This is a genomic window from Verticiella sediminum, from assembly GCF_007558815.1.
In the GTDB taxonomy this organism is placed as follows: domain Bacteria; phylum Pseudomonadota; class Gammaproteobacteria; order Burkholderiales; family Burkholderiaceae_B; genus Verticiella; species Verticiella sediminum.
This window is the reverse complement of the sequence record NZ_VLTJ01000041.1, coordinates 1-11,765: the sequence shown is the minus strand read 5'-3', so window position 1 is coordinate 11,765 and position 11,765 is coordinate 1. Positions and strand designations below refer to the sequence as shown.

At 60.2% G+C, this 11,765-nt stretch carries 6 protein-coding genes, 2 tRNA genes and 3 rRNA genes; all 11 read left to right on the top strand.

The genetic code is table 11. From position 1 onward, the window contains the following. Positions 1 to 40: 40 nt before the first annotated feature. The 11 genes from FOZ76_RS23645 to rrf all read left to right on the top strand — a co-directional run bounded on the left by FOZ76_RS23645 (position 41) and on the right by rrf (position 11,676). Positions 41 to 544: an O-acetyl-ADP-ribose deacetylase gene (locus FOZ76_RS23645; RefSeq protein ID WP_143950761.1), complete on the top strand. Its 504-nt coding sequence runs from the start codon at positions 41 to 43 to the stop codon at positions 542 to 544. A gap of 220 nt (positions 545 to 764) precedes the next feature. After that, positions 765 to 1,895 (top strand): amino acid ABC transporter substrate-binding protein, encoded by a 1,131-nt coding sequence (locus FOZ76_RS23640; protein WP_143950760.1) that lies wholly within the window; start codon positions 765 to 767, stop codon positions 1,893 to 1,895. 29 nt (positions 1,896 to 1,924) lie between these two features. Further along, a complete protein-coding gene (locus tag FOZ76_RS23635; RefSeq protein ID WP_143950759.1) occupies positions 1,925 to 2,962 on the top strand; it encodes an acetamidase/formamidase family protein in 1,038 nt (345 codons plus the stop codon). Positions 2,963 to 3,026: 64 nt separating this feature from the next. Then, positions 3,027 to 3,863, top strand: a complete 837-nt coding sequence (locus FOZ76_RS23630; protein WP_211366457.1) for an SDR family NAD(P)-dependent oxidoreductase — start codon at positions 3,027 to 3,029, stop codon at positions 3,861 to 3,863. A gap of 14 nt (positions 3,864 to 3,877) precedes the next feature. Further along, positions 3,878 to 4,657, top strand: a complete 780-nt coding sequence (locus FOZ76_RS23625; protein WP_143950758.1) for a DUF3304 domain-containing protein — start codon at positions 3,878 to 3,880, stop codon at positions 4,655 to 4,657. Positions 4,658 to 4,762: 105 nt separating this feature from the next. Continuing rightward, positions 4,763 to 5,365: a hypothetical protein gene (locus FOZ76_RS23620; protein WP_143950757.1), complete on the top strand. Its 603-nt coding sequence runs from the start codon at positions 4,763 to 4,765 to the stop codon at positions 5,363 to 5,365. A 999-nt stretch (positions 5,366 to 6,364) separates the two neighbouring features. Further along, positions 6,365 to 7,895: ribosomal RNA gene (locus FOZ76_RS23615) — 16S ribosomal RNA — on the top strand. 135 nt (positions 7,896 to 8,030) lie between these two features. Next, positions 8,031 to 8,107: transfer RNA gene (locus FOZ76_RS23610), tRNA-Ile, on the top strand. Positions 8,108 to 8,147: 40 nt separating this feature from the next. Next, positions 8,148 to 8,223, top strand: a tRNA-Ala gene (locus FOZ76_RS23605). Between the two features lie 311 nt (positions 8,224 to 8,534). Then, positions 8,535 to 11,415: ribosomal RNA gene (locus tag FOZ76_RS23600) — 23S ribosomal RNA — on the top strand. Positions 11,416 to 11,563: 148 nt separating this feature from the next. Further along, positions 11,564 to 11,676, top strand: a 5S ribosomal RNA gene (gene rrf / locus FOZ76_RS23595). Together the 16S, 23S and 5S rRNA genes with 2 tRNA genes alongside form the textbook arrangement of a ribosomal RNA operon. Positions 11,677 to 11,765: the final 89 nt, after the last annotated feature.

The window sequence follows — 11,765 nt, the reverse complement described above, 5'->3', positions numbered from 1 at the left end:
CGGTTGCCTGCGGGGACGGCAGGCCCTGGAGGGCCGGTCCATGAGCACGCTGCGCGCCGTCCAGGCCGATATCACGACGCTGGCCTGCGACGCCATCGTCAACGCGGCCAATACGGCGTTGCGCGGCGGCGGCGGTGTGGACGGCGCGATCCACCGTGCCGCCGGCCCGCAGCTTCTGCAGGCGTGCCGCCGCCTGGGCGGCTGCCCCACCGGGCAGGCGCGCATCACGCCCGGCTTCGAGCTGCCCGCGCGCTACGTCATCCACGCGGTCGGCCCGGTCTGGCGCGGCGGCGGACACGGCGAGGCAGACCTGCTGGCCGGCTGCTACGCGCATGCGCTCGTGCTCGCTGCCGAGCACGACGTGCGCAGCATCGCGTTCCCGTCGATCAGCACCGGCGTCTATGGCTATCCTCTCGAGGATGCCGCGCGCATCGCCGTCGCCACCGTTCGGGATGCCGTGGGCCGCTATCCGGTGGCCTGCACCTTCTGCTGCTTCAGCATGCACGATCTGGCCGTGTACCGGCGTCTGCTGGACGCGGCCTGAGTCTCGCGATGCGTGCAATCTCTGTGTCGACAACGCGTACGCGTTGATATACTGGCCCGAACAATCAGCAGTTGAATGGAGACACGCGCTCGATGCGGCATGGGGGCACCCATGGCGAGGCGCTTCGGGCTGAGGTAGCGCTGCGGCGCACCAGCCCGTCCGACGAAAAAAGAAAGCCGAGCCACAACGACAGTGCCAATGCTGCCAGGAGGAGACTTCCATGAGATTGTTTGAAATCAAACCATTTGCCGCCGCGCTGGGCGCAATGATGGTGGCCAGCGCCGCGCTCGCGGCCGCGCCGGGCGAGATCCGCATCGGCTACGCCATTTCCAAGACCGGCCCGTACGCGGGCGGCGCCAGCACGACGGTCCTGCCCAACTATCAGATGTGGGCCGCCGAGCTGGAAGAAGTGGGCGGCATCGAGATCGACGGCAAGCGGGTGCCGGTCAAGTTCTTCGAATACGACGATCGCAGCAGCTCGGAGGAGGCGGTGCGCGCCGTCGAGCGCCTCATCAATCAGGACAAGGTCGATTTCATCCTGCCGCCCTGGGGCACGGCCATGAACCTCGCGGTCGGTCCGGTGCTCGATCGCCATGGCTACCCACATCTCACCACGACCATGATCTCGGACCGCATCCCGCAACTGCAGGAGCGCTGGCCCAATCTGTTCGCGTTCACGCTCACGTCCTCGGACTACGCGCACGGCGTGGTGAACGTGCTCAAGCGCCTGCGCGACGAGGGCAGGATCGCGAGCAAGGTCGCGATGGTCAACGTGGCCGACCAGTTCGGCGTGGAGCTGGCCAAGGCGGCACGTACCGCGCTCGCCGAGGAGAAGTTCGACGTGGTCTACGACCAGAGCTATCCGCTTGGCTCGCAGGACCTACAGAACATCCTGAACGAAGTGCGGCGGCGCGAGCCCGACGCCTTTCTGGCCTTCAGCTATCCGCCCGACACCCTGGCGCTGAACGACCAGGCGCAGGCAATCGGCTTCAACCCCAAGGTCTTCTACACCGCCATCGGCACGGTCTTCCCGGTCTTCAAGGACCGCTTCGGCCAGAACACCGAAGGCGTGCTCGGGCTGGGCGGCATGAGCCCCGACGTGCCGAGCATCGCGGACTACCGCGAGCGCCACGAGAAGATGTTCGACCGGCAAGCCGACTACAACGGCAGCGTCGTCACCTACGCCACCCTGCAGATCCTGCAGCAGGCGATCGAGCGTACCGGCGGCGTGGATCGCAAGGCCGTCGAAAATGGCGCCATCGTCGGGCAGGGCGCCGCGGCGGACCTCGCGCTCGACCCCGCCGTACAGCGCGCCTACCTCGGCGTGGCTGCCCCCGCGCAGTCCGCGTGAGCGGGCAGCGTCTGTCCACAGGAGTGCTCATGACGGTTCTGCAACATCGACATCATCATCTGCCATGCACGGCGCACACGACCGTCTGGGGCTACCTGAGCCCGGACGTCGCGCCGGCGTTGCGCATCGCCAGCGGCGACACCGTCGAGATCGACACCATCAGCCCCATGGGCGTGGACCCCCGAGACCCACAGGCCTTCTTCCAGACGCATGCGCTGCCCATCGTCGGCGCGGCGCGGGAAATCGTCGACATCCTGCCCGTCCTGGAGAAAGGCCCGGGCCCGCACGTGCTGACCGGCCCGATCCACGTGGACGGCGCCGAGCCGGGCGACGTGCTCGAAGTCCGCGTGCTCGGCGTGGCGCCGCGCGCCCCGCACTATGGCGTCAACTTCACGCGCCCGGGCGCAGGCTCGTTGCCGGACCTGCTCGACGCGCCCTGGACCCACGTCATGCACTTCGACATGGTGCGCGGCGTGGCGCACTTCGCGCCCGAACTGGGCGACATCGAGATTCCGCTGGCGCCCTTCATGGGCATCATGGGCGTGGCCCCGCGCACGCGGGTGTCCTCGATTCCGCCCGGCGCCTTCGGCGGCAACCTGGATCTGCGCTGGCTCACCGCCGGCGCCCGCCTGTACCTGCCGGTGCAGGTGGCGGGCGCCTTGTTCTTCGTGGGCGATGGCCATGCGGCCCAGGGCGACGGCGAAGTCGACCTCACCGCGCTGGAGACTTCGATGCAGGGGCGGTTCCAGTTCATTCTGCACAAGCAGTGCCCGCAGGCCTGGCCCCTGGCCGAGACGCGCGACGACTATCTCGTGCTCGGCCTGCATGAAGACCTGGACGAAGCCGCGCGCATGGCCGTGGCCCAGGCCGTCGGCGCGCTGCAGGCGTTTGCGGGCCTGCCCACCGCGCATGCCTATGCCTATTGCAGCCTGGCGGTCGACTTTTCCCTGACGCAGATCGTCGACGGTGTGAAGGGCGTGCACGGGCTGATACCCAAGAAGCGCGTCCTGCCCCGCGGCGAACCCTGGTGGGGGCCGCGCTGGCCCCAGGGCGAGACCATGGCATGACGGCCCCAACGACCGTTGGACGATCGAAGAGCGTAGACGCGCAAAGGAGACGGATGTGAATGCATTGCAGGACAAGGTCGCGATCGTCACCGGCGCGGCCGGCAGCCTGGGGCTGGCCAGCGTGCGCGCCTTGCTCGCCGCGGGCGCGCGGGTGATGCTCGTCGATCGCGAGGCGGCCGCGCTCGCGCGCGCATGCGCCGAACTGGACGCCGGCTCCGAACGCCTGGCCACCTACGCCGGCGACGTGGCTGCGGCCGACACGGCGGCAGGCTACGTGGCCGACACCCTGGCGCGCTGGGGCCGGCTGGACGTGATGTTCGCCAACGCGGGCATCAACGGACAGATCGCCCCGATCACCGAATACCCGGACGCGGTGTTCGACCAGGTGATGGCCGTCAACGTGCGGGGCTGCTACCTGGCCTGCAAGCACGCCATGGCCGCGATGAGCACAGGCGGCAGCATCATCCTCAACGCGAGCGTCGTCGGCGTCACGGCCGACCCGGGCATCTGCGCCTACGCGACATCCAAACACGCCATCATCGGCCTGATGCGGGTGGCCGCCAAGGAAGGCGGGCCCAGGGGCATCCGCGTGAACGTCCTGGCCCCGGGCCCGATCGCCAACGCGTTCCAGGCGGACATCGAACGCCGGCTCAGCGGAATCGTCGGCGAGGACGCCACAGCACTATTGGACAGTAAGATCCCCCCTCGGACGGCATGGCACCCCGCAAGAGGTCGCCAGCGCCGTGGTCTTTCTGGCCAGCGACGCCAGCAGCTTCACCACCGGCAACGTGCTTCTCGCCGATGGCGGCATGCACATCTAGGTGTTGTTAACGCGATGGCTCGCACCACTGTACGAAATCCACTATGCCGCCGCCGGGAGAGGCTGTATGAATCGGGATGACTCGAGAATCAAGCATGCGTAACGGGCTGATCGCCGCACTGATGTGGTTGGGCATGCTGGCGGGCTGCAACAGCGAACCCGCCTACCGGGGCGTCGGCTTCATTGCGTACAACTACACGCCGTGGAATATCCAGTCCATCAACGTCAAGGACGAGCAAGGCGCTGCCGCTTCGACCATGCAGGTCAGCCCGGGCGGCGGCGAAGGTTCGGTCACGTGCTGCTTTACGCTCAAGGGCACGGAGTTCGCCGTCGAATGGCGCGGCGTCGATGGAGAGTTGCTGCGCAAGCATCTGCATGACGGCAAAGCCGATTCCCTGTTCTTCGACCGGCATGGCGCCGTCAGTTTCCCGGCGACGCAGATCCCGCCGGGAGACGGCCCGTTGTACCTGGAGCTGCACATCTATCCCGATGAGCACATGGAAATGGCGCTGAGTCGCAAGCTGCTGGGCCAGACGCGGATCCCCATCGTGGATACCGTGGATTGGCTGTGGCGAGATCATCGCGCGTCGTTGGGCGACTACCGCAGCAACGCCGAACTGTTGCGCGTCACGGCCAAGGTGCTGAAGTCCGCCTGGACGAAGTACCGCATCGAAGACGGGCAGGACCTGCGCCAGTACATGCTGTTGTATTTCACGGTGGCGTCCGACTTCGATTCGGATGCGCAGGTAAAGGCGATGTTGGAGCGGTCGGGGCGCGCGCCGGGCGACTTTGCCCGGGAAGTTGCCGGCTTGCCGCAGGCGAAGCTCGACCAGATCAGGAAGACGGGTGCGCCGCCGGGAGACAAGAATGTCTGATGTCCAGGCGCCCGGGCATGACCGTATGCCCGCATCCGTATGGAAGAGGGTGGCGCGGAACGACGCAGCCCGTTCGAGCGCAACATCGTTGACGAAGGTCCAGGCATGAACAGCAATGAAGGCATCCCGGCGTCGGTCTATACCCGCTGGCATCAGCTCGCGGTGCCGTTGGCCTTCGCGCTGGCTGCCGGGAGCTTCATGCTCGTGGTGTTCAACCGCGGTCCGCTGGGCCTGGCCGTCGTGGTGGCCTTGATCGGGCTGCTGGTGCCGCCCGTCGTGGCCTTCAAGGGCTTTCCCACCCGCGACCGGGTCAAGGTGACGCCTGACGGCCTGGCGTTCTCGCGCCGTGCGCCGGTCGCCTTTGCCGACCTGACGAGCTGGGGCACCGACGATTTCCTCAAACTGGTCCGCCCGGGCCGTCCCACGCTGCTCGTGAGCCCCGTGGACCTGTCGAACCGCGAGCGCTTGCTGCGCGAATTCCAGGCCGCGTTCCAGGCCTGGCAGAAGCGGCAGCCCGCCGGTACGCAAACCGCGCGCCGGACCTACTTCTACGGTTCCATGAGTGCTCGCGCCATCGGTGCGGTGATCACCGCCTTGGGCGTCGGGGCCGCCATCATGGCGCTGAATCTGCGCGAGCCGTCACTCTCGCTGGCCTTGGTCGGAGGCTTGGGGGCATTGTTCGGGTTGGCGATGTTGCTGGGCAAATGAAGCATCCCGATGCGCTCCCTTATTGGGGGGCGGCGCCTCAACGAGACGAGAAGTGGCACGTCGCAGCCAAATGCGGAGCGTCGCTTGCACGGAAGATTTTTTCCGTGCTATAGTTTCTGTCTTCGCTGCTCACGCAACGTTACATCGATCGGGTTTGCCGGTAGATGCGGTGGGCGGCCCGGTAGACAGCCGGGTTCAAGGCGGCGAGGCGGTTTGGGAAGGGTCTTGGTCGGGTGCTTAGGCGCTGGGCGGGGTTTTTCCGGGCTGGGTGTCCTGAGGCGGGGTGTTGAAAAACAGCTTGCACACGACGATGACCGTTGTGTTATAGTTCAAGGCTTCGCTTCTCAGGCGTTGTTCGAAAGAGCGGCGCGGCGCTGGTAGACAGCCGGAGTGAGGGGCGGGGCGGGAAGTTTGCTGGTTCTGCGGGTTGGGGCGAGCGCGGTGGGATGAGAATCTTCCGGTAAAAAACTTCTTGCACACAGCGTTAAAAGCTGTGTTATAGTTCAGGGCTTCGCTGCTGACACGTTGATCGCTGAATGCGACGCGAAACGGCGGGTGAGGCAAGTGCCCGGAAGGGCGCGGCGAGCGGTTTGGTGAGGGTTCTCGCGAGAGAGTGTTCAGCAAACCGAGGCGTGAAGAAGTTGTCGAGTGAGCGATTGAGTCTGACGAAACGCTGGCTTGACAAACGAAAAAAACTTCTTCATAATCTCGTTTCTCTGCTGATGACGACGCCGCAGCGATGCAGCGAATCAGGGTAGAGAATAGCAGCAAAGCAGTGCGCAGTACAGAATTTTGGCGGTACCGCTCTTTAACAATATAACAGCCGATAAGTGTGGGCGCTTGGTGAAGCGGCGCGATTCACTTCTGGTCTTCGGACGGGAAGTGATGCGAACGAATCAAGTGCTCATACCGAAAGAAGTCAGGACGGATTTTCGAATCCAACTTGTCTTCCTTTGAGCGAGCGACGTACCTAAACAGTACGGAAATTTATCAGAGATTGAACTGAAGAGTTTGATCCTGGCTCAGATTGAACGCTAGCGGAATGCCTTACACATGCAAGTCGAACGGCAGCACGGACTTCGGTCTGGTGGCGAGTGGCGAACGGGTGAGTAATGCATCGGAACGTGCCCAGTAGCGGGGGATAACTACGCGAAAGCGTAGCTAATACCGCATACGCCCTACGGGGGAAAGGGGGGGATCGCAAGACCTCTCACTATTGGAGCGGCCGATGTCGGATTAGCTAGTTGGTAGGGTAAAGGCCTACCAAGGCGACGATCCGTAGCTGGTTTGAGAGGACGACCAGCCACACTGGGACTGAGACACGGCCCAGACTCCTACGGGAGGCAGCAGTGGGGAATTTTGGACAATGGGGGAAACCCTGATCCAGCCATTCCGCGTGTGCGATGAAGGCCTTCGGGTTGTAAAGCACTTTTGGCAGGAAAGAAATCGGTCGGATTAATACCCTGACCGGATGACGGTACCTGCAGAATAAGCACCGGCTAACTACGTGCCAGCAGCCGCGGTAATACGTAGGGTGCAAGCGTTAATCGGAATTACTGGGCGTAAAGCGTGCGCAGGCGGTTCGGAAAGAAAGATGTGAAATCCCAGAGCTCAACTTTGGAACTGCATTTTTAACTACCGGGCTAGAGTGTGTCAGAGGGAGGTGGAATTCCGCGTGTAGCAGTGAAATGCGTAGATATGCGGAGGAACACCGATGGCGAAGGCAGCCTCCTGGGATAACACTGACGCTCAGGCACGAAAGCGTGGGGAGCAAACAGGATTAGATACCCTGGTAGTCCACGCCCTAAACGATGTCAACTAGCTGTTGGGTTCTTCGGGACTTAGTAGCGCAGCTAACGCGTGAAGTTGACCGCCTGGGGAGTACGGTCGCAAGATTAAAACTCAAAGGAATTGACGGGGACCCGCACAAGCGGTGGATGATGTGGATTAATTCGATGCAACGCGAAAAACCTTACCTACGCTTGACATGTCTGGAATCCTAGAGAGATCTGGGAGTGCTCGAAAGAGAACCGGAACACAGGTGCTGCATGGCTGTCGTCAGCTCGTGTCGTGAGATGTTGGGTTAAGTCCCGCAACGAGCGCAACCCTTGTCATTAGTTGCTACGAAAGGGCACTCTAATGAGACTGCCGGTGACAAACCGGAGGAAGGTGGGGATGACGTCAAGTCCTCATGGCCCTTATGCGTAGGGCTTCACACGTCATACAATGGTCGGGACAGAGGGTCGCCAACCCGCGAGGGGGAGCCAATCCCAGAAACCCGATCGTAGTCCGGATTGCAGTCTGCAACTCGACTGCATGAAGTCGGAATCGCTAGTAATCGCGGATCAGCATGTCGCGGTGAATACGTTCCCGGGTCTTGTACACACCGCCCGTCACACCATGGGAGTGGGTTTCACCAGAAGTAGGTAGCCTAACCGCAAGGAGGGCGCTTACCACGGTGAGATTCATGACTGGGGTGAAGTCGTAACAAGGTAGCCGTATCGGAAGGTGCGGCTGGATCACCTCCTTTCAGAGCAAGCGCCAAATCGCGCAAGCGTCCACTCTTATCGGTTGTTAGTTATCAGGTTGTAGGATCGAGGCATCGGGTGCATGGAGTTTATCCTTACTCCGGTGGCCTGGATGGCGCAGATCCTGGCGGTACGACGGGTCTGTAGCTCAGTCGGTTAGAGCACCGTCTTGATAAGGCGGGGGTCGTTGGTTCGAATCCAACCAGACCCACCACGAAGTACCCAAGCGGTTCATGGCGATGATGGCGTGATCTGGGGGTGTAGCTCAGCTGGGAGAGCACCTGCTTTGCAAGCAGGGGGTCATCGGTTCGATCCCGTTCACCTCCACCATTGACTGGTGATTCTGCAACCTGAATATGACAACGCGACGGCAGAGTCCAAGCGTGAGTGCATGGGGTAAGACCTGGTGCATTGACGGTTGGGTTAGTGCCCGACGGCTGTTCTTTAACAATTTGGAAGAAGCAACAACAAGTAACGTGTGTTCACGCGGCAAGTTCGATCTTGCGCAGCGTTGAATATGACGGGTTGTGATTGCATACATAGTTCGAGAAGTCTCAAGGCATGTCGAAAGGCATGTTTACTCAGACCGACGAACGGCACAAGCGCGAATACTCAGGTCACTATAGCCATCATGGTTATAGGATCAAGCGACTAAGTGCATACGGTGGATGCCTTGGCGATCACAGGCGATGAAGGACGTTGTAGCCTGCGAAAAGCTGCGGGGAGCTGGCAAACAAGCTTTGATCCGCAGATGTCCGAATGGGGAAACCCACACCTTCGGGTGTATCCCTGGCTGAATACATAGGCCAGCGGAGGCGAACCGGGAGAACTGAAACATCTAAGTACCCCGAGGAAAAGAAATCAACCGAGATTCCGAAAGTAGTGGCGAGCGAAATCGGAACAGCCTGCATGATTTAGCTTCTTTGATAGTCGAACGGATTGGAAACTCCGGCCATAGCAGGTGATAGCCCTGTAGACGAAATCATCGAGGTGGAACTAGGCATGCGACAAGTAGGGCGGGACACGTGAAATCCTGTCTGAAGATGGGGGGACCATCCTCCAAGGCTAAATACTCGTGATCGACCGATAGTGAACCAGTACCGTGAGGGAAAGGCGAAAAGAACCCCGGAAGGGGAGTGAAATAGATCCTGAAACCGTATGCATACAAACAGTAGGAGCCTCCTTGTGGGGTGACTGCGTACCTTTTGTATAATGGGTCAGCGACTTACATTCAGTGGCAAGCTTAACCGGATAGGGAAGGCGTAGCGAAAGCGAGTCCGAATAGGGCGTTCAGTCGCTGGGTGTAGACCCGAAACCAGGCGATCTATCCATGGCCAGGTTGAAGGCACGGTAACACGTGCTGGAGGACCGAACCCACTAACGTTGAAAAGTTAGGGGATGAGCTGTGGATAGGGGTGAAAGGCTAAACAAGCCTGGAAATAGCTGGTTCTCCCCGAAAACTATTTAGGTAGTGCCTCAAGTATGACTGCAGGGGGTAGAGCACTGTTATGGCTAGGGGGTCATGGCGACTTACCAAACCATGGCAAACTCCGAATACCTGCAAGTCCAGCTTGGGAGACAGAGCACCGGGTGCTAACGTCCGGACTCAAGAGGGAAACAACCCAGACCGCCAGCTAAGGTCCCCAAATATTGCTAAGTGGGAAACGAAGTGGGAAGGCACAGACAGTCAGGAAGTTGGCTTAGAAGCAGCCATCTTTTAAAGAAAGCGTAATAGCTCACTGATCGAGTCGTCCTGCGCGGAAGATGTAACGGGGCTAAGCAATATACCGAAGCTGCGGGTGTGCACTTTGTGCACGCGGTAGGGGAGCGTTCTGTAAGCCTGCGAAGGTGGCTTGTAAAGGCTGCTGGAGGTATCAGAAGTGCGAATGCTGACATGAGTAGCGATAAAGAGGGTGAAAAGCCCTCTCGCCGTAAGTCCAAGGTTTCCTGCGCAACGTTCATCGGCGCAGGGTGAGTCGGCCCCTAAGGCGAGGCAGAGATGCGTAGCTGATGGGAAGCTGGTTAATATTCCAGCACCGTCGTACAGTGCGATGGGGGGACGGATCGCGGAATGTCATCAGGGTGTTGGATGTCCCTGTTTCTGTATCGAAGATGGCGCTTCAGGCAAATCCGGGCGCGTAATTCAAGGGTATGGATCGAGCGAGCATGTCTCGCGAAGTGACTGGAAGTGGTTCCAAGAAAAGCCTCTAAGCTTCAGCTGTACGAGACCGTACCGCAAACCGACACAGGTGGACGGGATGAGTATTCTAAGGCGCTTGAGAGAACTCGGGAGAAGGAACTCGGCAAATTGATACCGTAACTTCGGGATAAGGTATGCCCTTGTAGCGTGAAGCACCTGCGTGCTTAGCGTGAAGGGGTCTCAGAGAATCGGTGGCTGCGACTGTTTAATAAAAACACAGCACTCTGCAAACACGAAAGTGGACGTATAGGGTGTGACGCCTGCCCGGTGCCGGAAGGTTAAGTGATGGGGTGCAAGCTCTTGATCGAAGCCCCGGTAAACGGCGGCCGTAACTATAACGGTCCTAAGGTAGCGAAATTCCTTGTCGGGTAAGTTCCGACCTGCACGAATGGCGTAACGATGGCCACACTGTCTCCTCCCGAGACTCAGCGAAGTTGAAATGTTTGTGATGATGCAATCTACCCGCGGCTAGACGGAAAGACCCCATGAACCTTTACTGTAGCTTTACATTGGATTGTGAATCGGCTTGTGTAGGATAGGTGGGAGGCGTTGAAGCGTGGTCGCCAGATCGCGTGGAGCCAACCTTGAAATACCACCCTGGCTTGTTTGCGGTTCTAACCTAGGTCCGTTATCCGGATCGGGGACAGTGTATGGTGGGCAGTTTGACTGGGGCGGTCTCCTCCCAAAGTGTAACGGAGGAGTTCGAAGGTACGCTAGGTACGGTCGGAAATCGTGCTGATAGTGCAATGGCATAAGCGTGCTTAACTGTGAGACTGACAAGTCGAACAGGTGCGAAAGCAGGACATAGTGATCCGGTGGTTCTGAATGGAAGGGCCATCGCTCAACGGATAAAAGGTACTCTGGGGATAACAGGCTGATACCGCCCAAGAGTTCATATCGACGGCGGTGTTTGGCACCTCGATGTCGGCTCATCACATCCTGGGGCTGTAGCCGGTCCCAAGGGTATGGCTGTTCGCCATTTAAAGTGGTACGTGAGCTGGGTTTAAAACGTCGTGAGACAGTTTGGTCCCTATCTGCCGTGGGCGTTGGATACTTGATGGAGCCTGCTCCTAGTACGAGAGGACCGGAGTGGACGTACCTCTGGTGTACCGGTTGTCATGCCAATGGCATTGCCGGGTAGCTATGTACGGAAGAGATAACCGCTGAAGGCATCTAAGCGGGAAACTCGTCTAAAGATAAGGTATCCCGGGGCCTTGAGCCCCCTGAAGGGTCGTTCGAGACCAGGACGTTGATAGGCTGGGTGTGTAAGCGCAGTAATGCGTTGAGCTAACCAGTACTAATTGCCCGTGCGGCTTGATCCTATAACCCTGATGGTTGTAGCGCGTGCCGTGCAATCCACAACACCCGCAACGCAGAACACACGAATACTGGTGTCGTCGCCAACGCGACGGCCAACGCTTCTTCCGAATTGGCGCTGCTGTCCAACCGACCGCAGCGCAACCCGTTACGCTTGACGACCATAGCAAGGTGGCCCCACTCCTTCCCATCCCGAACAGGACCGTGAAACGCCTTTGCGCCGATGATAGTGGACGTACGTCTGTGAAAGTAGGTCATCGTCAGGCTCTTACACCACAAAGCCCCGTATCCAAAAGGATACGGGGCTTTGTCTTTTACCGCCCCCTAAAACTCCAGCGCTCAGCGCCGAGCAGGC

Bases quoted from the DNA above. Each gene is read 5' to 3' on its own strand.
- FOZ76_RS23625 (WP_143950758.1), top strand. From the start codon at position 3,878: ATGCGTAACGGGCTGATCGCCGCACTGATGTGGTTGGGCATGCTGGCG.
- FOZ76_RS23635 (WP_143950759.1), top strand. From the start codon at position 1,925: ATGACGGTTCTGCAACATCGACATCATCATCTGCCATGCACGGCGCAC.
- FOZ76_RS23620 (WP_143950757.1), top strand. From the start codon at position 4,763: ATGAACAGCAATGAAGGCATCCCGGCGTCGGTCTATACCCGCTGGCAT.
- FOZ76_RS23640 (WP_143950760.1), top strand. From the start codon at position 765: ATGAGATTGTTTGAAATCAAACCATTTGCCGCCGCGCTGGGCGCAATG.
- FOZ76_RS23645 (WP_143950761.1), top strand. From the start codon at position 41: ATGAGCACGCTGCGCGCCGTCCAGGCCGATATCACGACGCTGGCCTGC.